This is a genomic window from Mycobacterium sp. 3519A, assembly GCF_900240945.1.
In the GTDB taxonomy this organism is placed as follows: Bacteria; Actinomycetota; Actinomycetes; order Mycobacteriales; family Mycobacteriaceae; genus Mycobacterium.
On sequence record NZ_OESG01000011.1, the window covers coordinates 315,614 to 339,561 of the forward strand.

Here is a 23,948-nt window from a genome sequence, read left to right on the forward strand (position 1 = left end):
GTAATGATTCAGGGCTTTTCCTGGTCATTTTACCGACGTACGGAATTCGACCGGTAACCGATGCGAACTCGCAAACTGAATTTTGCCTTCCGTTCATATACGGGCACGAGTTACTTTGTCGCACAACAGGTATGACAATCCTATTGCTGGGAATTCGCCGCTAATTCGCTGTCAAACAAAAGCAGTCCCTCCGCCATTGCAACGGCGGAGGGACTGCTTTTGTCGAATATCAGAAGGGCTGGTTCGGTCCACCCTCGGTGGGGTTGTCGAAATCGTCGGTACCCGACGCGGTGTGGGCGACGTCGTGGCCCTCGCCGACGCGCACGCAGCCGGCGGTGCAGTCTTGCATCACCACCGCGTGAACGCCGTTCGAAACCACCCGCCACTTCCACGCGGTCTGGATGGTGTCTCGGTTGGCGAGCATCACGTCGCGCTCGCCGACGGTGCAGTGCAGCGTCCTGGTCGTGCTGTCGCAGGTCTCATGGAGCAGTTCGTTCTCCGTGAGGCTGAGAGGGTTGCGGATCAACCGAACGCCGAACCGCTCGATCTTGTCGTGTGCCTTCAGTCGCTCGCAGATGCCGGTCAGGATCGCTTCATCGTCATCGCAAAGTGGCTCCGTGTCTCCGAAGTCGTCCGGTTCGGCGAACTCCATGCCGACCACGGCAACGCCGTCGGAGGGCGAATCGTCGAACCGAAATGCCGTGGTGCTCAGTCCCGTGGCGGCGAAGCCCGCCCGCATTGCGGGAGCGGTTTCGGTGCGTCGTGGTGATTGCATCGAGTGCTCGACGAAGACTTCGCCGGGCTGGGGCTCGAAGTGCTTGTGCAGCAACCAGATACCGAAACGCTGCCACGCTTCGGTACCGCTGAGGTACTCGCCCAACTCCGCGAGGCAGGCGCGGTCGTCATCGCTCAGGTCGCCGACGTCGGTGGTGTCCATGTGGCGCAGCGCCTCATAGTCCTGCACGCCGTGATCGCGCAACGTAAGCATCCAGTGGTCTCCTTAACTGTGTTCTTGCTGAAGAGGTCTCCAACCCAAGCGGTGGATTAGCGGGATGCTAGCAAGGGAACAACTGCGGCTCTTCTCTTTGCGGCGAACGCTCGCACCGTCTAGATGCGGTCCACCAACCGTTAACCCAGAGTTTGGAAAACGTTGGGCACCAATACCGCTCGGACGTCATTCAGGGCGACTGGTCGTACTGCAGGCGGTGCAACTCGGCGTAGACACCGCCCCTTCCCAACAGTTCGGCCTGTGTGCCGTCCTCCGCCACCAGGCCGTCCTTGACGACGATGATCTTGTGCGCGTCGCGCAGCGTGCTGAGGCGGTGGGCGATGGTGACCACCGTGCGGCCTTCCATCAGTCGTTCCAGCGCCTCGATGACCAGGTGCTCGGATTCGGCGTCGAGTGCGGCAGTTGGTTCGTCGAGAATCAGGATGGGGTTGTTGCGGATCAGGGCTCTGGCGATCCCGATCCGTTGACGCTGGCCACCGGACAGCGTCGAACCGCGGTCGCCGACCAGGCTGTGGTAGCCGTCGGGCATGCGCATGATGAACTCGTCGGCGTTGGCCAGCTTTGCCGCCAGGACGATTTCGTCATCGCTGGCATCCGGCCTGCCGAACGCGATGTTGTCGCGGATCGTGCCCCGCAACAGCACGGTGTTCTGGAGCACGAAACCGATCTGGGTGCGCAGACCGTGCAGGGTGTAGTCGGTGATGTCGACTCCGTCGATCGTGATCCGGCCGCCTGACGGATCGCGGAACCGCGGGATGAGGCTCACCAGAGTCGATTTGCCGCTGCCGGTGGGCCCGACGATCCCCACCATCTGCCCCGGGCCGATCGTGAACGAGATGTCCCGCAACACCGGTATGTGGGCGTCGTAGCCGAACGAGACGTTCTCGAACGTGATTTCGCCCTTGAACGGTGGCGGTTCGATCGGGGCCGCACGCTCCGGGATCACCGTGTCGGCGTCGCACACGGCGGCGACACGCTGGAATCCAACCGACACCTGGGCCAGCGTGTTGGTCATCTGCGACAGCGCGCGCACGGGTTGGAAGAACCGCGCGAGGTAGGCCAGGAAAACGGTCAAAGCGCCTGCGGTCATCGTTCCGGCGAGGATCAGCAATGCGCCGCGCCAGAGCACCACTCCTGTGCACACCGCGATCACCAAACTCACTACAGGCGAAAGCATTGCCGACAACCGTCGGGTCCTCAGCCAGGCGGCCACGGTGGCCTTGCTGACTTTCTGCACCTGGCGATCCTCGTATTCCTCCCGCGAATACGCCTGCACCACTTCGATCGCCTGCAGGCCCTCCTGCAGGGTGGAGAGCAGATCGGACTGGCGGCTGCGCACTTCGGTCACGGCCGCCTTGATGGCCTTGTTGACGCGGATCAGGAACACGATCAGCAGCGGGGCCACGGCGAGCGCGATCAGCGCGAAATCCCAACGCAGCACCAACATCACCACGATCATCACGACCAGCGTCAGCGCGTCGGTCAGGAGGTTGAGGGTCGACGTCGACGCAAAGCTCTGGATCGTCTGCACATCTGTTGTGAGTGTGCTGAGAATGGTGCCGATCCGGTTGTGGTCGTAATACGCGAGCGACAGCTCCTGTAAGTGGTGATAGATCCGAATCCGTAGGTCGTTGCCGATGTCTTGCCCGAGCTTCTCGGTCGAATAGCTGGCGATGTAGAAGGCAGCGCCGCTCACGACAGCGATTGCCACCGTGGCGATCCCGGCCGCGGCGGCGATGTGGGTCTTCGTGCTACCCCCGACCATCGGAAACAGCCAGACGATCCACGACGGCGGGCGGTGGTTGCCGACGACGTTGTCGAGAATCACCTTCAGCGGCCACGGCGCCGCCAGCGTCATGGCCATCGACACCAAGGTTGCCGCGACGATCACTGCGAAGCTGGATCGGTAGGGGCGCAGCAGGTCTCGAAGCAGTGGCGGCACAGTAGGCGTCTCCTGGTTCGCAGACAATCTTCAGCCGAACCGTAGCAGTGGGTGCTGTCGGCGTCGCGCTTGTTTGAACGTTGTTCAGATGGCTGGTCGATACTGCGCGAATTCTTCGTGGCGTCGTTGGAGGAGGTCGGTTGGAAAGGTTCAAGCCGTCGATCGACTGGGGCGACCAGATCGTGCTGTCCGCGTCATGGGTGCTGCAGGCGTGGGCGCTCAGCGCGCTGTGCGTATTGACGATCGGCGCGCTGCTGATCCGATACACCGCGTGGGCCAAACGGTTCTGGCGGGTCACCGGCGGCTACTTCACCGGCGCCGCGAGCCTGCCCGTCTGGATCACCCTTGCAGTGCTGCTGGGATCGGTGATGGTGGAGGTGCGCATCGCCGTCCTGCTCAGCTACTACAACAACGACGTCTACTCGGCGTTGCAGGTGGCGTTTCAAGGTGTGGGCGCGCACAACGCGGCGCAACGCAACTCCGGAATACACGGGTTCTGGACCGCGATCGTCATGTTCTGCGTCCTGGCCGCGATCCACGTCGGCCGCATCGTGTTCGACACGTACCTGACCCAGCGGTTCATCGTCGGATGGCGAGTGTGGTTGACCGACCGACTGATGGGGGACTGGTTGGCAGGCCGCGCCTACTACCGTGCCCGCTTCACCGAATCCGCCGTCGACAACCCGGATCAACGTATCCAGCAGGACATCGACGTCCTCACCACCGGGGTGGGCACCGGCCCCAACGTGCCGTCGTACTACTCGCAGAGCATCCTGCTGTTCGGGGCGATCAATTCGGTGGCCTCGGTGGCGTCGTTCACCGTGATCCTCTGGCGACTGTCGGGCTCCTTGACGTTTCTCGGCGTCGAGATTCCAAAAGCGTTGTTCTGGATCGTGATTGGCTACGTGCTCACCGCGTCGTTCGTCGCTTTCCGGATCGGACGCCCGCTGATCCGGTTGAGTTTCCGCAACGAGCAGACGAACGCGGCGTTTCGGTACGCATTGATGCGACTGCGGGATTCGGCCGAGGCCGTCGGCTTCTACCGCGGCGAGAAGGCCGAACGTGGCCTGCTGGACAAGAGGTTCGACGCTGTGATCTCCAACTACCGGCGTTACGTCCGAAAGACTCTCGGGCTGATCGGCTGGAACTACACCGTGACCGAGACGATCCTGCCGCTGCCGTTCGTTCTACAGGCGCCGCGGCTGTTCGCGGGCACGATCAAGCTGGGCGACGTGATGCAGTCCGCCGGTGCGTTCGGCAAGATCGAGTCGGGAATGTCGTTCTTCCGCAACGCGTACAGCCAGTTCGCCAGCTACAACGCGGCCGTCATCCGGCTGGACGGGCTGGTACGGGCCAACGAGAGGGCGCGTGCGCTGCCGGTGCTGCCGAGCGAGCCCAGTCCGGACGGCTCCGTAGAACTGCTCGGCGTTGCGGTCCGCACCCCGGCGGGTGAGTACCTGATCGGCCCGGTCGATCTTCGCCTCGAGCGCGGTGAATCCCTGGTCATCATCGGACCCTCAGGCAGCGGGAAGACCACACTGCTGCGCAGCCTCGCCGAGCTGTGGCCCGCCGCGACCGGGGTGTGGCGCAGGCCCGCACGCGCGCACGCCACGATGTTCGTCTCGCAGCTGCCGTACCTGCCGCTCGGCGATCTGCGCACGGCGGTGTCGTACCCGGCCGAGGGCCGCGAGGTCGCCGACGACCGGCTGCGCGAAGTGCTCGGCCAGGTCTCCCTGCCGCACCTGCGCGCATGTCTGGACGACGAGCGGGACTGGGCGAAGGTGCTCTCGCCGGGGGAGCAGCAGCGGCTGGCGTTCGCCAGGGTGCTGTTGGCTCGGCCCGAGGCGGTGTTCCTCGACGAAGCGACGTCCGCGCTGGACGAGGGGCTGGCGGTGGCGCTCTACGAACTGCTGCGTGCGGAGCTACCGGAGACGGTGGTGGTGAGCGTCAGTCACCACAGCACGCTGGAGGCGCTGCACGATCGTCGTCTCGAGATGCTGACCTCGAAGCTATGACCCGCCGCGCTGTTGCTGGGCCGCCTGCGAGAGCGCGTTGAGCAACGGGTTCTGCGCCATGGCCTGACGCCGCTCCTCTTCGGACAGTTGATAGAACATCCACATGCCCCACGCAGCGGGCCGGATGTAGACGTTCACGCTCTGCTTCGCGCCGGTGCTCTGCTGAAGCACCGCGGGGATGCGAACGGCCCGGTCCAGTGTGGCCGAGCTGACGAGTTCCTCGGAGATCTTGTCGACGTCGACCCCGTCCTGGAGCTCGTAGACCGACGGCTGATTGGTCATGCTTGCAGTGCTCTGGAGGGCGAGAAACCACGGCATCAACGTGTCCTTCTGTCGCTGCGATTCGACGTCAGCGTAAGGCATCGCTTCACCGCCGCATGGCGAGATGGCCGCGCCGACGGTGATTGGCACCGGCCCCGATGCGCTCGTACCAGCGGTGATAACGCACCCCCGGCAGGACTTGAACCTGCGACCTACCGCTTAGAAGGCGGCTGCTCTGTCCGCTGAGCTACGGGGGCAGCGCGGTGAGTGTATCGCCCGGCCGCTCAGAACCCCGCGTCCGCAACAGGTATAAACGCACAGCGTGCCGACGGGCGGCGGACTAGCGTGGTGGCAGCACATCGGCGTGAAGGAGGGGAGCACCGAGCATGAGTGACGTGCCGGATCTTGACGCGGACGGTCTTCCGGAGGAACTCAGCCCGTTCGATCAGATACTGCATCGCGGAGAGGCTCATCCTCGCACCCGGTCCGGCATCATGACCATCGAGTTGCTCGACACCACCCCGGACTGGGACACCTACCGGGCCCGGTTCGAGCGCGCGTCACGCAAGGTGTTGCGGCTGCGGCAGAAGGTCGTGATGCCGACGCTGCCGACCGTGGCGCCGCGGTGGGTCGTCGACCCCGATTTCAACCTCGACTTCCACGTGCGACGGATGCGGGTGCCTCAACCGGGCACCATGCGCGAGGTGTTCGACCTGGCCGAGATTGCTGCGCAGTCGCCGCTGGACATCTCGCGGCCGCTGTGGACGGCGACGCTGGTCGAAGGCCTCGAGGGAGGCCGCGCCGCGCAACTGGTGCACCTCAGCCATGCCGTCACCGACGGCGTCGGCGGTGTCGAGATGTTCGCCAACCTCTACGACCTCGAACGTGACCCGCCGAAACAGCCGCCGCCACCACTGCCGGTGCCTCAGGACCTGTCACCCAATGACCTGATGCGGCAAGGGCTTAACCGGCTGCCAGGCACCATCGCGGGCCGGGTCCGCGGCGTGCTGTTCGGCGCGGCGCACGTGGTCGGCGAGATGGTCCGCGACCCGATATCGCGGATGGGCGACGTCGTCGAGTACGCGATGTCCGGTGCGCGCGTCGTCGGCCCGGTCGCCCCGCCGTCGCCGGTGCTGCGACGCCGCAGCCTCTCGTCGCGCAGCGACGCCATCGACATCGAGTTCGGGGCGTTGCACAAAGCCGCCAAGACCGGCGGCGGCTCCATCAACGACGCCTATCTGGCCGGGCTCTGTGGCGCCCTGCGTCTCTATCACGAGGCCAAGGGTGTGCCGATCGACGCGTTGCCGATGGCGGTGCCGGTCAACCTGCGCTCCGAGGCGGACCCCGCCGGTGGCAACCGATTTGCCGGTGTCAACCTCGCCGCGCCCATCGGCCTGCAGGATCCCGAGGCGCGGATGAAAAACATTCGGTCCCAAATGACCCGTAAGCGCGAGGAACGCGCGATCGACATGGTCGGTGCCATCGCGCCCGTGCTCACGCTCATGCCGGATTCGGTGCTCGAGTCGATGGCCGGTTCGATCGTCAACTCCGACGTGCAGGCCAGCAACGTGCCCGTCTACGCAGGCGACACGTTCATCGCTGGCGCGAAGGTGTTGCGCCAGTACGGTATCGGCCCGTTGCCGGGCGTGGCGATGATGGTCGTGCTGATCTCCCGGGCCGGCTACTGCACCGTGAGCACCCGCTACGACCGGGCGTCGATCGTCGACCCCGACCTGTGGGCACGGTGCCTGCTCGCGGGTTTCGACGAGGTGCTCGCGCTCGGTGGCGACGGCCGCGCCGTACCTGCGACGTTCACCGTCGACGCCCCAGAGCCCAGCCCAGTGTCCCCGAATGGAAGTGCGGCGCAATGACTTCGGCCAACGGTCAGCCCAACTCACGAACCCTGCGGCTGCCCGGATCGGTCGCCGAGATCCAGGCCAGCCCCGAGGGGCCCGAGGTCGGCGCCTTCTTCGATCTGGACGGCACGCTGGTGGCCGGGTTCACCGGCGTGATCATGACCCAGGACCGGCTGCGCAGGCGGCAAATGTCGGTCGGCGAGTTCATCGGCATGGTGCAGGCCGGGCTCAACCATCAGCTGGGCCGCTCCGAGTTCGAGGACCTGATCGGCAAGGGCGCCCGCATGCTGCGCGGCAGTTCCCTCGACGACATCGACGAATTGGCCGAGCGGCTGTTCGTGCAGAAGATCGTCAGCCGCATCTATCCCGAGATGCGTGAGCTGGTCCGTGCTCACATGGCGCGGGGCCACACCGTGGTGCTCAGCTCGTCGGCGCTGACCGTTCAGGTGGAGCCGGTGGCGCGGTTCCTCGGCATCAAGAACGTGCTGAGCAACAAGTTCGAGACCGACGAAAACGGCCGGCTCACCGGTGAAGTGCTCACGCCGATCATCTGGGGGCCCGGAAAGGCAAGGGCGGTCCAGGCTTTCGCCGCCAAGAACGGCGTGGACCTGTCGAAGAGCTACTTCTACGCCGACGGCGACGAGGACGTCGCGCTGATGTATCTGGTCGGCAATCCGCGGCCGACCAACCCCGCGGGCAAGCTCGCCGCCGTCGCAGCCAAACGCGGCTGGCCGGTGCTGCGCTTCACGAGTCGCAGTGGCAGCAGCCCGGTTTCGCAGCTGCGGACGGCTGCGGGCATTGCGTCGATGGTGCCTATCGCGGCGGGCGCGCTCGGCCTGGGACTGCTGACCCGCAACAAGCGCACCGGCGTGAACTTCTTCACGTCGACGTTCGGCCGGACGCTGCTCGACATCATCGGGGTCAACCTCAACGTGCTTGGCAAGGAGAACCTGACCGCCCAACGACCCGCGGTGTTCATCTTCAACCACCGCAATCAGGCCGATCCGCTGATCGCGGGACGCCTGGTGAACGACAACTTCACGTCGGTGGGCAAGAAGGAACTCGAGAACGACCCGATCGTCGGCACCATGGGCAAGATCATGGACGCCGCGTTCATCGACCGCGACGACCCCAAGAAGGCCGTCGAAGGGTTGAAGAAGGTCGAGGAACTGGCCCGCAAGGGGCTGTCGATCCTGATCGCACCCGAGGGCACCCGGTTGGACACCACCGAGGTGGGCGAGTTCAAGAAGGGTCCGTTCCGAATCGCGATGTCGGCAGGAATTCCCATCGTGCCCATCGTGATTCGCAACGCCGAGGTGATCGCCGCCCGCGACTCGAGCACCTTCAACCCGGGCACCGTCGACGTCGTGGTGTACCCGCCGATCCCGGTCGACGATTGGACCCACGAGAACCTCCCCGAGCGCATCGCCGAAGTCCGTCAGCTGTATCTGGACACGCTGAAGGACTGGCCGCACGGCGAACTGCCGGGGCCGGATCTGTACAAGCGCACGAAGACGCCTGCGAAGAAGGCGGCCAAGAAAGCTCCGGCCAGGAAGGCCCCGGCGAAGAAGGCTGCGGCGAAGAAGACGGCGACCAAGGCCGCCGCCAAGCAACCGGCCAAGAAGGCGACCAAAAACGCTGCCGCGAAAGGTCGCCCGTGAAAGTTTCCGCTGACCAGTTCGCACCGTTCACCGCCACCGACGACTCGTTGGTGCTCGCGTCGGTGTCCTCACCCGCTGAAGAGGAGCTGCTCAAGGATTGGCTGACCCGGCAGCGACGTGAGCATCCCGATTCCAAGGTCGACGTGTTGCGGCTCCCCGCCGATGGGGAACCGTCGGCGGGCACGTTGGCCCGGCTCGTCGAGGAACTCGAGGCCGACGAGGATCGGTCGGTCGTCCCGGTGCGGGTGTTCTGGGTGCCCGCAGGGCTGCCGACCCGCTCGAAAGTGGTGGCGTTCCTGTCCGGTCGCGACACCTACCGCCCGCCCGAGGTGCTGCAGAAGCGGATCCTGAAGAAGGACCCGTCGCGCGCCAGGGTGGTCGCCGGTGAACCGGCCAAGGTGTCCGAACTGCGTCAGCAGTGGAACGAGACAACCGTCGCCGAAAACCCCAGGGAATTCGCGCGGTTCGTGATTCGGCGCGCGATCCTCGCGATCGAACGCGTGGAGCTGCGCCTGCTCGGCCCCGAATACAAGTCGCCCCGGCTGATCAAACCGGAACTGTTGGCATCGGCCCGATTCCGCGACGGCCTCGAGAAGATCCCGGGCGCGACGGTGGAGAAGGCCGGCGAGATGCTCGACGAGCTGTCCACCGGCTGGAGCCGCTTCTCGGTCGACCTCATTCCGTCCCTCGGCCGCGCCATCTTCAGCCGCGGTTTCGACCCGAACATCGACTACGACCGCAGCGAAGTCGAAGCCATGCGACGCGGGCTGGAACATCATCCGGCCGTGCTGTTGTTCTCGCACCGCTCCTACCTCGACGGAGTGATCGTGCCGGTGGCCATGCAGGAGAACCGGCTGCCGCCGGTGCACACCTTCGCCGGTATCAACCTGTCGTTCGGTTTCATGGGCCCGTTGATGCGCCACTCCGGCGTCATCTTCCTGCGCCGCAAACTCGACGATCCGCTGTACAAATACGTGCTGCGGCAGTTCGTCGGCTACATCGTCGAGAAGCGCTTCAACCTGAGCTGGTCGATCGAGGGAACTCGGTCCCGCACCGGAAAGATGTTGCCGCCCAAGCTCGGTCTGCTCGCCTATGTCGCCGACGCCTACCTGGACGGCCGCAGCGACGACATCCTGCTGCAACCGGTGTCGATCAGCTTCGACCAGTTGCACGAGACCGCGGAATACGCGGCGTATGCCCGTGGCGGTGAGAAGACGCCCGAAAGCCTGTCCTGGATGTACAACTTCATCAAGGCGCAGGGGGAACGCAACTTCGGCAAGATCTACGTCCGCTTCCCCGAGGCCGTGTCGATGCGGGAGTACCTCGGCGAACCCTACGGCCCGATGACCACCGACGAGGCGGCCAAACGCCTTGCGCTGCAGAAGATGGCGTTCGAGGTGTCGTGGCGGATCCTGCGGGCGACGCCGGTCAACGCGACGGCGCTGGTGTCGGCGCTCCTGCTGACCACCCGCGGAATTGCGTTGACACTGAGCCAGATCCACCACACGCTGCAGCCGTCGCTGGACTACCTCGAGCGTAAGCAGACCCCGATGACCAACAGCGCGTTGCGGTTACGCACGGAGGACGGTGTCCGGGCCGCGCTCGACGCGCTGTCCAATCGGCATCCCGTCACCTGCGTCGAAGGCGGCAGCGAGCCGGTATGGCGGATCGCTCCCGAGGACGAACACGAAGCGGCGTTCTACCGCAACACACTGATCGACGCATTCCTGGAGACGTCGTTGGTGGAGTTGGCGTTGGTGCACGCGGGCCGTGCGGAATCCGACCGGCTGGAGGCGTTCTGGTCGCAGGTGATGCGGTTGCGTGATCTGCTCAAGTTCGACTTCTACTTCGCCGATTCCGCGGCGTTCCGTGAACACGTCGCCGAGGAGCTGTCCTGGCAGGACGGCTGGGAGGAGCAGGTGTCGGCGGGTGAGCAGCAGGTCGAGGAACTGCTGCGGGCCAAATCCCCGCTGATGGCGGGCGCCATGCTGCGGCCGTTCTTCGAGGCGTACAAGATCGTCGCCGACGTGCTGCGCGACGCGCCCGCCGAAATCGCCGAGAAGGAACTGACCAAGCGCGCGCTTGGCTTGGGCAACCAGTACGTCGCGCAGAACCGAGTGCGCAGCAACGAATCGGTGTCGGCGCTGCTGTTCGCCACCGCTCGTCAGGTCGCTGCCGATCAGCATTTGCTCGAGCCCGCCGCCGACCTCGACCAGCGGCGTGCGGCGTTCCGTGACGAACTGCGCGGCATCCTGGCCGACATGGACATGGTCGAGCGGGTCGCACGCCAACAGTTCTATGTGCGCGAGAAGGCGCGGCGGGCGCTGCGCAACGAGCCCGCGTAGGCCACCCAGCGAGACGCCATACGCTGGTCAGGTGACCACCGTGACCTCCAGCGTGCGCAGCAGCGCGGTATGGCCTGTGCTGCTCGGCGTCGGGGTACTGGCCGGGGCCGTCGCGGCGGGCATCGGAGCGCTGTCGCTGGCCGACGCGCTGACCGCCACCGGGCTGCCGGACCCTGGCCCCGCGACCACCTACGGCCTGCCGTTCGTGCGGGCGGCCGGGGAGATCGCCGCCGTGCTGGCGGTCGGGTCGTTCCTGTTCGCGGCGTTTTTGGTGCCGCCGCAGCCCAACGGTGTGCTCGGCGCCGCGGGGGATCGGGCGGTGCGGCTCGGCGCGGCGTCCTCGGCGGTGTGGGCCGTGTGCGCGGCGTTACTCGTGCCGTTGACGGTGTCGGATGTCTCCGGGCACCCCGTCAGCGAAAACCTCAATCCGATGGCCATCTGGTCGGCGGCGAGCCTCGTCGACACCGCCACCGCGTGGCGCTGGACCGCGTTCATCGCGGCTGCCGTCACGCTGGCCAGCCTCCCGGTACTGCGGTGGGGGTGGACACCGGTGCTGTTGGCCGGCGCCCTGGTGTCGCTGGTGCCGCTGGGCCTGACGGGTCACTCGTCGGCGGGCGGGGCGCATGATCTGGCCACCAACAGCCTGATGATCCACCTGTTCGCGGGCGCGCTGTGGGCCGGTGGCCTGCTGGCGTTGTTGGCCCACGCGCTGCGATCCGGGCAGCATGCGGATCTGGCGGCCAGGCGGTTCTCGGCGCTGGCGCTGTGGTGCTTCGTGGCGATGGCGTTCAGCGGTGTCATCAACGCGCTGGTGCGGATGCAGCCGGCGGACCTGTTCGACACCCGATACGGCTGGCTGGTGGTGGGCAAGGTCGTCGCGCTGTGTGTGCTTGGTCTCATCGGATGGCGGCAGCGCCGCAGCGGGCTCGCGGCGCTCGAGTCCGATCCGCAGGCGCGCGGGCCGCTGCTGCGGCTGGCTCTGATCGAAGCGGCCGTGTTCGGTGCGACGTTCGGCATCGCGGTCGGGCTGGGCCGCACACCGCCGCCGGCGTCGCTGTACCAGCCGAGCCCCGTTGAACTGGCCATCGGGTACGGCTTCGACGGGCCGCCGACGGTGGCGCGGGTGCTGTTCGACTGGCGTTTCGACCTCATCTTCGGCACCGCGGCGATCGTGATGGCCGCCCTGTATCTGTTCTGGGTGCGGCGACTGCGGTATCGCGGCGACGCCTGGCCGACCGGACGCATAGTGGCGTGGCTGTGCGGTTGCGCGGCGCTGCTGTTCACCACGTCGTCGGGGCTGGGCCGCTACATGCCCGCGATGTTCTCGATGCACATGGTGGCGCACATGATGCTGTCGATGTTGGTGCCGGTGCTTCTGGTGCTGGGCGCGCCGGTGACGCTGGCGCTGCGGGCCCTGCCGACCGCAGGCCGCGGGCAGCCGCCGGGGCCGCGGGAATGGCTGCTGGCGGCGCTGCATTCGCGGGTGTCGCGGTTTCTCACCCATCCGGTCGTCGCCACTGTGGTGTTCGTCGCCGGGTTCTATGCCCTCTACTTCGGCGGGATCTTCGATGCGGCCGTGAGCAACCACGCCGCGCATGTGCTGATGAATGTGCACTTCCTGCTCAGCGGATACCTGTTCTACTGGGTGGTCATCGGTGTCGATCCGACGCCGCGCCAGATACCGCAACTCGGCAAGGTCGCGATGGTGTTCGCGTCGCTGCCGTTGCACGCGTTCTTCGGTGTGGTGCTGATGGGGATGCAGACCGTGCTCGGCGCGTCGTTCTACCGGTCGTTGGCGTTGAGCTGGCACACCGACCTGATCGGCGATCAGCGGCTGGGCGGCGGAATCGCTTGGGCGGCAGGCGAAATCCCGCTGGTGCTGGTGATGATCGCGCTGCTGATCCAGTGGCGGCGCAGCGATCAGCGCACCGCCAAACGCCTGGACCGGGCCGCCGACCGCGACGACGACGCGGAGTTGACCGCGTACAACGCGATGCTGTCGGAGTTGGCCAAGCGGGACAGCCGTTCGACGTGACCACCGACGACGGGTTCTTCGACGAAGAGGTCGCCGCTACCTATGACGCCGCGACGTCGGGCATGCACGACCAAGCCGTCATCGATCGCATCGTCGACGTGTTGGCCGAACTCGCAGGCGACGGCAAAGCGCTGGAGTTCGGCATCGGGACTGGTCGCATCGCCCTTCCGCTCGCGGGGCGGGGTGTCGAGGTGCACGGCATCGACTTGTCGAAGGCGATGGTCGCCCGGTTGCGGGACAAGCCCGGTGCAGCCGGGATCGAGGTGACGATCGGGGATTTCGCCGAAACCCGTGTGCCTGGCGAGTTTTCGCTGACTTACCTGGTGTTCAACACGATCGGCAACCTCACCACCCAGGACGCGCAGGTGGCGTGTTTCGTCAACGCCGCCGAACACCTGCGGCCAGGCGGCAGCTTCGTCGTCGAGGTCGGCGTCCCCGCGCTACGGCTGCTGCCGCCGGGGCAACGGGCCGTCCCGTTCGACGTCGGCGACGACTACTGGGCCTACGACCTCTACGACTGTGCGACACAGTCGATGACGTCCAACTACGTCGACGAGGACGGCGACGTGGCCAGGCTGCGGTCGATGCCGTTTCGCTATGTGTGGCCCGCCGAACTGGACCTGATGGCGCGCATCGCAGGCATGTCTCTGGTCGAGCGCTGGGAAGACTGGGACACAAGGCCGTTCACCCACGAGAGCACACGACACGTGTCGATCTGGCAGCGTCGGTGACTGGCCAGTTATGACACGCGATTTCGCTTCCGGCGTGCGATAACTGGCCACTCGACGGGGCTAGACCGCGCCTGCCGCGATCGCCGCCGGCCAGCTGCCGTACGAGCTGATGTCCTGGCCGGTGGCGGCGGCGCCGTCGCAGCCGAACGCGGTTCGCCATGTGCCGTCGTCGAATTCGACCTTGCCCAGTTGCATCGGCGCGGGCAACGCCGCGAGGAAGCGGCCGAGAGCGGCGGGGGACAGCAGCCACCGGTGCCCGAGCAACGCCGCGCCCTGCGCACCGTCGGGCACCCGCGTGATCGCCGGTTTGGCAGGCTCGGTCGGCAACACCGACATCCGATAGCGCGGCGCGGTCGTCACCTCGCCCGCCCAGCGCGCGCCGAGGTCGGTGAGCTGATGCACCAGCGGCCCGCCCCGCAGGTGCGCGCCGAACACCACCAGCTCGACGGCGTCCGCCGCCGCCAGCGGCCAAACCTGTTCTGGTGCTTGCTGTCCCGTCACCAGGGCGGCGATGTCCAACGCGACCGCATCCTCGAACGCGCGCGCCAGCACCGTCACGCCGAACTGCGCCTGCCCCGCGGTGCCCGCAGGCACAGAAACCGCGCACAGGTCGAACAGATTGCAGAAGTTGGTGTAGGTACCCATCCGTGAGTTGACGCCGACCGGGTCGGCGGCGACTTCGTCGATGCGCGGATGCGTAGGCGCGGTCGGCACGAGCAGCGCGTCGACGCCGCCCAATTCGGCCATCGCCACCTTGCGCAATCGCTCGACCTCGCGCCGATCCCGGATCAGCCGGTGCGCCGGGATGTCGCGGGCCGCGGTGACGATGCGGCGCACGGTCGGATCCAGCGCGGCGTCGGGGTGGGTGTCGATGAATTCGCCTACAGCCGCATATCTTTCGCTGACCAACGCGCCGTCGTACAGCAGCTTGGCAGCCTCAAGGAACGGCGCGATATCGACGGTGACGATGCGCGCCCCGGCCTCTGTCAGCACGGCGACGGCGGCGTCGAACGCCGCGCGCCATTCGCGGTCCAATTCGGGTAGCTCACCGGGAATCGCGACCACGGGATTGGGCGGCGCCGCCAACCGGACGTCGGCGGGCCACGGCCGGTCACCGGCGCCTGCGGCCATCACGCCCATCGCGCGGCCGGCCAGCTCGATGTCGGCCGCGAAAATCGTGACGCAGTCATACGACTCGCAGGCCGGCACGACGCCTTCGGTCGAGATCACCCCCAACGTCGGCTTGATTCCGACGATGCCCTGCAGGCCGGCGGGCACCCGGCCCGAACCCGCGGTGTCGGTGCCGATGGCGATGTCGGCCTGACCGGATGCGACCGCCACCGCCGATCCCGAGCTCGACCCCCCACTGATGTATTCGGGCCTGCGACTGTCGGGCACCGCACCGTGCGGGGACCGGGTGCCGACCAGACCGGTCGCGAACTGATCGAGATTGGTCTTACCGACCACCACCGCGCCCGCCGCCCGCAGCGCCGCGACGACGGGTGCGTCCCGCTCGGGTTGGTAGCCGAACTCCGGGCAGGCGGCCGTGGTCGGCAGCCCGGCGGCGTCGACATTGTCTTTGACCGCGAGCCGCAGCCCGGCCAGCGCGCCCTGGCTCCGGTCCAGCTCGGCCGCCACCTCGGCCTCGGGTCTGCGAGTGATCCACACCGTCATGACGATCAACCTAAGGCCGATCGATCCACAGCGCGCACTTCATCCACAGGGGAGGCGGTGCGCTGGCCGCTTCGGGCCGTGGTGTCGGGGCCGCGGCGGTCAATGGTGGTGCGACGCGCGTCGCGGTTTCGATGAAATGAGAGGAATCAGCAATGTTCGAGACGCCCATCACCATCGTCGGCAACATCGTCAACGACCCGCAGGGCCGCCGAGTCGGCGACCAGGAGGTGATCAAGTTCCGGGTGGCCAGCAACTCGCGCAGGCGGACCGCCGACGGCAACTGGGAACCTGGCAATTCGCTGTTCGTCACCGTCAACTGCTGGGGCAAGCTGGTCACCGGCGTCGGCGCGGCCCTGCGCAAGGGTGACCCGGTGATCGTGGTCGGACACGTCTACACCAGCGAATACGACGATCGTGACGGCAACCGCCGGTCCAACCTCGAGATGCGTGCCACCTCCGTCGGGCCTGATCTGGCGCGGTCGATCGTGCGCATCATCGAGAAGACGCCTTCCCTGCGCGACGGCGGCCCGACGGCGGACGAGTCGGCCGAGGAAGCGGTGGTCGACGCCGAAGAGGAGAAGCCGATGCCTCTGTCCGCATAGCCATGTTCGGCCACGCCTACGATGGTCCGCGAGCAGTACCAAAGACTCGCGAAAGGCAAATCAACGGCAATGGCCGAATTCATCTATTCGATGCGGAAGGTCCGCAAGGCGCACGGCGACAAGGTGATCCTTGACGACGTCAGCCTGAACTTCCTTCCTGGCGCGAAAATCGGCGTCGTCGGTCCGAACGGGGCAGGCAAGTCGAGCGTCTTGCGGATCATGGCCGGGCTGGACACCGCCAACAACGGCGATGCGCTGCTGGCCCCCGGCGCCAGCGTCGGCATCCTGCAGCAGGAGCCGCCGCTGAACGAGGAGAAGACCGTGCGCGGCAACGTCGAGGAGGGCCTCGGCGACATCAAGGTCAAGCTCGACCGCTTCAACGAGGTCGCCGAACTGATGGCCACCGACTACTCCGACGAGCTCATGGAGGAAATGGGCAGGCTGCAGGAGGAGCTGGACCACGCCGACGCGTGGGACCTCGACTCCCAGCTGGAGCAGGCCATGGACGCACTGCGCTGCCCGCCGCCCGACGAACCGGTCACCAACCTGTCCGGCGGTGAGCGGCGCCGCGTCGCGCTGTGCAAGCTGCTGCTGTCCAAGCCCGATCTGCTGCTGCTCGACGAGCCGACCAACCACCTCGACGCCGAGAGCGTGCAGTGGCTCGAGCAGCACCTGGCCGAGTACAAGGGCGCCATCCTGGCCGTCACACACGACCGGTACTTCCTGGACAACGTCGCCGAGTGGATCCTCGAACTCGACCGCGGCCGCGCCTACCCCTACGAGGGCAACTACTCGACGTATCTGGAGAAGAAGGCCGAGCGCATCGCGGTGCAGGGCCGCAAGGACGCCAAGCTGCAGAAGCGGCTCAAGGACGAGCTGGCCTGGGTCCGCTCCGGCGTCAAGGCGCGCCAGGCCAAGAGCAAGGCCCGTCTGCAGCGCTACGAGGAGATGGCGGCCGAGGCCGAGAAGACCCGGAAGTTGGATTTCGAGGAGATCCAGATCCCGACCGGGCCGCGGCTGGGCAATGTGGTGGTCGAGGTCGAGCACCTCGACAAGGGCTTCGGTGGCCGCACGCTGATCAAGGACCTGTCCTTCACGCTGCCCCGCAACGGCATCGTCGGCGTGATCGGTCCCAACGGCGTCGGTAAGACGACGCTGTTCAAGACCATCGTCGGCCTGGAGGAGCCCGACAGCGGTACGGTCAGGGTCGGCGACACCGTGAAGCTGTCCTACGTCGACCAGAGCCGGGCGGGCATCGACCCGACCAAGACGGTCTGGGAGGTCGTCTCCGACAAGCTCGACTACATCGAGGTCGGCCAGAACGAGATCCCGTCGCGGGCCTACGTCTCGGCGTTCGGGTTCAAGGGCCCGGACCAGCAGAAGCCTGCCGGAGTGCTGTCCGGCGGTGAACGCAACCGGCTCAACCTGGCGCTCACCCTCAAAGAGGGCGGCAACCTGATCCTGCTCGACGAGCCCACCAACGACCTCGACGTGGAGACGCTGAGTTCGCTGGAGAACGCGCTCGAGAACTTCCCCGGATGCGCGGTGGTGATCTCGCACGACCGGTGGTTCCTCGACCGCACCTGCACGCACATCCTCGCGTGGGAGGGCGACGACGACAACGAGGCCAAATGGTTCTGGTTCGAAGGCAACTTCGCGGCCTACGAAGAGAACAAAGTGGAACGTCTTGGAATCGATGCGGCCCGTCCGCACAGGGTGACCCACCGCCGCCTCACGCGCGACTAGTGTCGCCATTGCGTGCCACGGAGCCGCTTCGGCGGCGACATGCACTGACAGCAGGTACGCGTGCGTAGGCAGGAGCGGCGATGACGGTCAACCCGGGGACTGGCACAGGCGTCGGCGGATCCACCGCGCCGCCGCCGCTGAGCCAGGACACCATCGCCAGGTTGGCGCGGGCCTACATGTCGACGTATCGCGGACCGCACGGTGACGCGCCGGGCGCCGACTCGACGGTCACCGCACCGGTGCGGGCGGCCGTCAGCACGCTGATCTCGCCCGCCATGATCGATGCGCAGTTGCGGCTGGGCGCGCACCGGTCGTTCGGCGACACTCGGGTCGCGGTGTACGGCGAGGACGACCCGGCGGGATTCGGGCCGGCCCTGCAGATCGTCACCGACAACGCGTCGATGCTGATGGACTCCGTCACCGTGCTGCTGCACCGGCTCGGGGTGGCGTACAAGGCCATCATGAACCCGGTGTTCCGGGCGCGCCGGGGTCCCAGCGGCGATCTGCTGGCCATCGAACCCGCATCCGACGCGCCGTTCGGCGACGGCATCGACGAGACGTGGATCCACGTGCAACTGGCCGACTCGTGCGATCCGAAGATCATCGACGAGGTCAAACGGCTGCTGCCCGGCGTGCTCGCCGACGCCCGCCAGGTGGCGCTGGATTCCACGTCGATGACCGCGATGCTGATCAGCCTCGCCGCCGAACTCGATTCCGACACCCAGGGCAGGTTCCCCAGCTCCGACCGCAAAGACGTTGCCGCGCTGCTACGTTGGCTCGCCGACGGGCATTTCGTGCTGCTGGGCTATCAGCGCTGCCAGGTCAGCAACGGGCAGTCCGCCGTCGATCCGTCCAGCCGTCTCGGGGTGCTGCGACTGCGCACCGACGTGCTCCCGCAACTCACCGGCAACGACGATCTGCTGGTGCTCGCGCAGGCCACGATGCCGAGCTTCCTGCGCTACGGCGCCTATCCGTACATCGTGGTGGTACGCGAGAACATGCCCGGCGCCGTCATCGAGCACCGGTTCGTCGGGCTGTTCACCGTCGCCGCCATGAACGCCAATGTGCTGGAGATACCGCTGATCTCGCGGCGGGTCAACGACGCGCTCGCGATAGCGCACCGCGATCCCAGCCATCCCGGCCAGTTGCTGCTGGACATCATCCAGACCATCCCGCGGTCGGAGTTGTTCGCGTTGTCGGCCAAGGAACTCCTCGACATGGCGATGGCGGTGGTCGACCTAGGGTCGCGACGGCGCACGTTGCTGTTCCTTCGCGCCGACCAACTCGCGCATTTCGTGTCGTGCCTGGTGTATCTGCCCCGCGACCGGTACACCACGGCGGTGCGGCTGGAGATGCAGGACATCCTGGTCCGCGAACTCGGCGGGGTCAGCATTGACTACGCCGCTCGGGTCAGCGAATCGCCTTGGGCGGTGGTGCATTTCACCGTCCGGCTGCCCGAAGGGCGGCGTAAGCAGGACATCGACGTCTCCCTCGAGAACGAGTCCAGGATCCAGGACCTGCTCACCGAGGCCGCGCGGACGTGGGGTGACCGGCTGATCGGCGCGGTGAAAACCGGTTCGATCACCCAAACCATGGCCGAACACTATTCGGGCGCCTTCCAGGAGGTGTACAAGCAGGCCGTCGCGCCGTGGGATGCCATCAACGACATCGCGATCATCGAGATGCTGCAAGACAATTCGGTCCGGCTGGTGCTGGGCGACCGCGGTGCAGACGGCGTCGCGCAGCTCACCTGGTATCTCGGCGGACGGTCGGCGTCGCTGAGCCATCTGCTGCCGATGCTGCAGTCCATGGGCGTGGTGGTGCTCGAGGAGCGGCCGTTCACCGTGGCCCGACCCGACGGGCTGCAGGTGTGGATCTACCAGTTCAAGGTGTCGCCGCACCCCGACATCCCGACGCCGTCCGAAGGCCCCGACCGCGCCAGCATGGCCGAGCGGTTCGCCGACGCCGTCACCGCGATCTGGCACGGTCGCGCCGAGATCGACCGCTTCAACGAGTTGGTGCTGCGCGCCGGGCTGACCTGGCAACAGGTCGCGTTGCTGCGGATGTACGCAAAATACCTGCGGCAGGCTGGTTTTCCGTACAGCCAGTCCCACATCGAGGGCGTCATCAACGGCAACGCGGGCACCGCCAGGTCGTTGGTCGAGTTGTTCGAGGCGCTGTTCGACCCGACGCCGTCGGACGACAACCGCCGTCGTGACGCGCAGGCCGCCGCCGCGGCGGTGGCCGCCGATATCGACGCGCTGGTCAGCCTGGATACCGACCGCGTGCTGCGGGCGTTCGCATCGATGATCCAGGCCACATTGCGGACCAATTACTTTGTCACCAAGGCGGATTCGGCGCGTGCGCAGAATGTGCTGTCGATCAAGCTCAACCCCGTGCTCATCGACGAGCTGCCGCTGCCGCGGCCCCGCTTCGAGATCTTCGTGTACTCCCCGCGGGTGGAGGGCGTGCACCTGCGGTTCGGGTTCGTGGCGCGCGGGGGGCTGCGCTGGTCGGACCGCAAGGAGGACTTCCGCACCGAGATCCTCGGCCTGGTCAAGGCGCAGGCGGTGAAGAACGCCGTGATCGTGCCGGTCGGCGCCAAGGGCGGCTTCGTGGTCAAGAATCCGCCGCCCGCAGAGGATCGCGACGCATTCCGCAACGAAGGCATCGCCTGCTACAAGCTGTTCATCGCTGGCCTGCTCGATGTGACCGACAACGTCGACAAGGCCACCGGCAACGTCGTCACCCCAACCGATGTGGTGCGCCGCGACGGCGACGACGCCTACCTGGTGGTGGCCGCCGACAAGGGCACGGCGACGTTCTCCGACATCGCCAACGAGGTGGCCGCGTCCTACGGCTTCTGGCTCGGCGACGCGTTCGCCTCCGGCGGTTCGGTGGGCTACGACCACAAGGCCATGGGCATCACCGCCAAGGGCGCGTGGGAGGCCGTCAAGCGACACTTTCGCGAGATGGGCGTCGACACCCAGACCGAGGACTTCACCGTCGTCGGGATCGGCGACATGAGCGGCGACGTGTTCGGCAACGGCATGCTGCTGTCCAAACACATCCGGCTGTTGGCCGCGTTCGACCACCGGCACGTCTTCATCGATCCGTCACCCGATGCGGCGACGTCGTGGGACGAGCGCAAGCGAATGTTCGAGCTGCCGCGGTCGTCGTGGGACGACTACGACCGGTCACTGATCAGCGAGGGCGGCGGCGTCTACAGCCGTGAGCAGAAGTCGATCCCGATCAGCCCGCAGGCCCGCGCCGCGCTCGGCATCGCCGACGACATCGAGGAGTTGACCCCGCCTGCGCTGATCAAGGCGATCCTCAAGGCACCCGCCGATTTGTTGTTCAACGGCGGGATCGGCACCTACATCAAGGCCGAGACCGAATCGGACGCCGACGTCGGCGACCGCGCCAACGATCCGGTGCGCATCAACGGAAACCAGGTGCGCGCCAAGGTGATCGGCGAGGGCGGCAACCTCGGCGTCACCTCACTGGGCCGCATCGAGTTCTGCCTGGCGGGCGGGCGCTGCAACACCGACGCGCTGGACAACTCCGCGGGCGTCGACTGCTCCGACCACGAGGTCAACATCAAGATCCTGGTCGACTCGCTGGTGACGGCGGGCAAGGTGCGTCCCGAGGACCGCACGCAACTGCTGGTGTCGATGACCGACGAGGTCGGCCGACTGGTGTTGACCGACAACGAGGATCAGAACGATCTGATGGGCACCAGTCGCGCCAACGCCGCCAGCCTGCTCCCGGTGCATGCGCGGATGATCAAGGACTTCGTCAAAGACCACGGGCTCAACCGCGAACTCGAGGCGCTGCCGTCGGAGAAGGAGATCCACCGCCGGACCGAAGCAGGACTCGGTTTGACGTCACCCGAACTGGCGACCCTGATGGCACACGTGAAGCTCGTACTCAAGGACGAGATACTCGCCAGTGAGCTTCCCGACCAGGAAGTCTTCGCCTCGCGGTTGCCGTGGTACTTCCCGCACAACCTGCGCGACCAGTTCGCCGCCGAAATCCGGCAACACCAACTGCGGCGCGAGATCGTCACCACCATGCTGGTCAACGATCTCGTCGACACCAGCGGGATCACCTTCGCCTACCGGGTTTGCGAGGACGTCGGGGTCCGTCCTGTCGACGCGGTGCGCAGCTACGTGGCCACCAATGCGATCTTCAGGGTCGGCGAGGTGTGGCGACAGATCCGCGCGGCCGACATCTCGGTGGCCGTATCCGACCGCATGACACTGGATCTGCGCAGGCTCATCGACCGGGCGGCACGGTGGCTGCTCAACTACCGGCCGCAACCGCTGGCGACCGGTGCCGAGATCAACCGGTTCGCCGAGAAGGTCCGGGTGCTGACGCCGCGGATGTCGGAGTGGCTGCGCGGCGACGACAAGGTGATCGTGGAGAAGGAAGCCGGCGAGTTCAGCTCCCAAGGTGTGCCCGATGATTTGGCGTACATGGTGGCGACCGGGCTGTACCAGTACAGCCTGCTCGACGTGATCGACATCGCCGACATCATCGACCGCGACCCGGCCGAAGTCGCCGATACCTATTTCGCGTTGATGGCCCGTCTCGGCACCGACGGACTGCTGACGGCGGTGTCCCGCCTAGAACGCGACGACCGCTGGCATTCGTTGGCCCGCTTGGCGATTCGCGACGACATCTACGGATCGATCAGGGCGCTGTGCTTCGACGTGCTGGCGGTCGGTGAGCCGGAGGAAAGTGGCGAGGAGAAGATCGCCGAGTGGGAGGCCACCAACAGTTCGCGGGTGAGCCGGGCGCAGCGCACACTCGCCGAGATCTATGAAAGCGGTGACCTGGACCTGGCGACACTGTCGGTGGCGGCGCGCCAGTTGCGCAGCATGACAAGGACGAGCGGAACAGGAACGACTGGGTGACAAATGGTTTTGTAGCGCCGGTGCACGTGCGGTGGTCCGACATCGACATGTACCAGCACATCAACCACGCCACGATGGTCACCATCCTCGAAGAGGCCAGAATCCCGTTTCTGCGTGAGCCGTTCGAGGCGGTGATCGAGGAGATCGGTCTGCTGATCCACGAGGTGAAGATCCTCTACAAGGGCCAGCTGCGGCTGCGGGATTCGCCGTTGCAGGTGACGATGTTCTCCAAGCGGGTGCGGGCCGTCGACTTCACGATCGGCTACGAGGTCCGGTCGGTTCGCAAGGATCCCGATTCCAAGCCCGCGGTGATCGCCGAGACTCAGCTGGCCGCCGTGCACATCAAAGAGCAACGGCTGGAACGACTCTCGCCTGCCCAGCGCGAATACCTGCAGCGCTATCTTCGATGACCGCACCGGAACGCGGTATCTGGCTCGATGATGCCCCGCATCGGGAGGACTTGACGACGTTCATCGAGCGGGCGATGCGGCTGGATGAGGCGGCGGTCATCCGCCTTCGTGAGCGGGCGGGCGGCCTCGTGGTGGCTTGGGTGGCAACCGGTTTCGATGTGCTGGCCAGCCGGGTCGTGCACGGGCGGGTCAAGCCGGGCGACCTCAGCGCAGGCGCCGACGCGCTGTCGACGGGCCTGACCGCGATGGACCTCAGCGGCTACGTTGACCCCGGATTCCCGATGGATTCCGCATGGCGAGGGGTCCTGCCGCCCGAATCCGGCTTCGTGCATCTCGACGACGTGCCCGCGCGGGCGGTGCTGGAACTGGCGCAGCGCGGCACCGCGCTGGCGAAGGAGCACTCCAGCGCGCACGGTCCGCCGGCGTCGCTGCTGGATCAGGAAGTGGTTTCGGTCAGCTCTGGCGACGACACCGTCGGCATCCCGATGCGTTGCGTATTCGCCTTGACAGCAATGGGTTTCCTGCCGCAGTCGTCGGAACAGCTGGACCCGGCCACCGTCGCCGCCGACGAGATCGTCCGGGTGCGGGTACTGCCGACGTGGCTGCGCATCGACGCCCGGTTCGGGTCGGTGTACCGCCGCCGCGGCGACCCGGCTGTGGTGCTGCGCTGACTTTCCCCGCGAGCAGACGTAAAAGGTCCCGACACGCCGGGATTTCGGGACACTTTGCGACTGCTCGCGCA

General features: G+C 66.5%; 15 protein-coding genes and 1 tRNA gene. 11 read left to right on the forward strand and 5 right to left on the reverse strand.

All coding sequences use genetic code 11. The features are described from left to right. Positions 1 to 229 precede the first annotated feature (229 nt). Together C1A30_RS01685 and C1A30_RS01690 are read right to left on the reverse strand one after the other, a co-directional pair. A complete protein-coding gene (locus tag C1A30_RS01685; protein ID WP_101946535.1) occupies positions 230 to 988 on the reverse strand; it encodes a hypothetical protein in 759 nt (252 codons plus the stop codon). A gap of 190 nt (positions 989 to 1,178) precedes the next feature. Beyond that, a complete protein-coding gene (locus C1A30_RS01690; protein WP_101946536.1) occupies positions 1,179 to 2,951 on the reverse strand; it encodes an ABC transporter ATP-binding protein in 1,773 nt (590 codons plus the stop codon). A gap of 140 nt (positions 2,952 to 3,091) precedes the next feature. Between C1A30_RS01690 and C1A30_RS01695 the strand changes: the two genes are divergently transcribed. Further along, positions 3,092 to 4,966, forward strand: coding sequence for an ABC transporter ATP-binding protein/permease (locus tag C1A30_RS01695; RefSeq protein WP_101946537.1), 1,875 nt, complete (start codon positions 3,092 to 3,094; stop codon positions 4,964 to 4,966). Here the strand turns inward: C1A30_RS01695 and C1A30_RS01700 are convergent. Further along, positions 4,961 to 5,284 carry a hypothetical protein gene (locus C1A30_RS01700; RefSeq protein WP_101946633.1) on the reverse strand — a complete coding sequence of 108 codons (324 nt, stop codon included), beginning with the start codon at positions 5,282 to 5,284 and terminating at the stop codon, positions 4,961 to 4,963. The two genes, C1A30_RS01695 and C1A30_RS01700, sit on opposite strands and share 6 nt — an antisense overlap. Positions 5,285 to 5,411: 127 nt before the next feature. Beyond that, positions 5,412 to 5,484 (reverse strand) — tRNA-Arg (locus tag C1A30_RS01705). A 129-nt stretch (positions 5,485 to 5,613) separates the two neighbouring features. Here C1A30_RS01705 and C1A30_RS01710 point away from each other — a divergent pair. From C1A30_RS01710 to C1A30_RS01730, 5 genes are read left to right on the forward strand one after another with little or no spacing between them, the layout of a single operon-like run. After that, positions 5,614 to 7,098: a wax ester/triacylglycerol synthase family O-acyltransferase gene (locus tag C1A30_RS01710; RefSeq protein ID WP_101946538.1), complete on the forward strand. Its 1,485-nt coding sequence runs from the start codon at positions 5,614 to 5,616 to the stop codon at positions 7,096 to 7,098. After that, entirely contained in the window at positions 7,095 to 8,744 is a 1,650-nt protein-coding gene (locus tag C1A30_RS01715) for an HAD-IB family hydrolase/lysophospholipid acyltransferase family protein (RefSeq protein ID WP_101946539.1), read from the forward strand. The genes C1A30_RS01710 and C1A30_RS01715 overlap by 4 nt, the downstream gene beginning before the upstream one ends. Beyond that, entirely contained in the window at positions 8,741 to 11,089 is a 2,349-nt protein-coding gene (locus C1A30_RS01720) for a glycerol-3-phosphate 1-O-acyltransferase (protein ID WP_101946540.1), read from the forward strand. The genes C1A30_RS01715 and C1A30_RS01720 overlap by 4 nt, the downstream gene beginning before the upstream one ends. Before the next feature lie 31 nt (positions 11,090 to 11,120). Then, the gene (locus C1A30_RS01725) at positions 11,121 to 13,124 is read left to right on the forward strand and encodes a cytochrome c oxidase assembly protein (RefSeq protein WP_235009604.1); all 2,004 of its coding nucleotides are present in this window, start codon (positions 11,121 to 11,123) and stop codon (positions 13,122 to 13,124) included. Then, the gene (locus tag C1A30_RS01730) at positions 13,121 to 13,855 is read left to right on the forward strand and encodes a class I SAM-dependent methyltransferase (RefSeq protein ID WP_235009605.1); all 735 of its coding nucleotides are present in this window, start codon (positions 13,121 to 13,123) and stop codon (positions 13,853 to 13,855) included. Before C1A30_RS01725 ends, C1A30_RS01730 begins: the two co-directional genes overlap by 4 nt. A 60-nt stretch (positions 13,856 to 13,915) precedes the next feature. On the opposite strand, the gene atzF is transcribed toward C1A30_RS01730, so the two are convergent. Beyond that, entirely contained in the window at positions 13,916 to 15,529 is a 1,614-nt protein-coding gene (gene atzF, locus C1A30_RS01735) for an allophanate hydrolase (protein ID WP_101946541.1), read from the reverse strand. 152 nt (positions 15,530 to 15,681) lie between these two features. On the opposite strand from atzF, the gene C1A30_RS01740 reads away from it, so the two are divergent. From C1A30_RS01740 to C1A30_RS01760, 5 genes are all read left to right on the forward strand, one after another. Beyond that, positions 15,682 to 16,131: a single-stranded DNA-binding protein gene (locus C1A30_RS01740; protein WP_101946542.1), complete on the forward strand. Its 450-nt coding sequence runs from the start codon at positions 15,682 to 15,684 to the stop codon at positions 16,129 to 16,131. Positions 16,132 to 16,200: 69 nt separating this feature from the next. Continuing rightward, entirely contained in the window at positions 16,201 to 17,877 is a 1,677-nt protein-coding gene (gene ettA, locus C1A30_RS01745) for an energy-dependent translational throttle protein EttA (protein WP_101946543.1), read from the forward strand. An 80-nt stretch (positions 17,878 to 17,957) separates the two neighbouring features. Further along, positions 17,958 to 22,796 carry an NAD-glutamate dehydrogenase gene (locus tag C1A30_RS01750; RefSeq protein ID WP_200828128.1) on the forward strand — a complete coding sequence of 1,613 codons (4,839 nt, stop codon included), beginning with the start codon at positions 17,958 to 17,960 and terminating at the stop codon, positions 22,794 to 22,796. Beyond that, the gene (locus tag C1A30_RS01755; RefSeq protein ID WP_160112669.1) at positions 22,793 to 23,206 is read left to right on the forward strand and encodes a thioesterase family protein; all 414 of its coding nucleotides are present in this window, start codon (positions 22,793 to 22,795) and stop codon (positions 23,204 to 23,206) included. Before C1A30_RS01750 ends, C1A30_RS01755 begins: the two co-directional genes overlap by 4 nt. Then, positions 23,203 to 23,877: a hypothetical protein gene (locus C1A30_RS01760; protein WP_101946544.1), complete on the forward strand. Its 675-nt coding sequence runs from the start codon at positions 23,203 to 23,205 to the stop codon at positions 23,875 to 23,877. Before C1A30_RS01755 ends, C1A30_RS01760 begins: the two co-directional genes overlap by 4 nt. Positions 23,878 to 23,948: the final 71 nt, after the last annotated feature.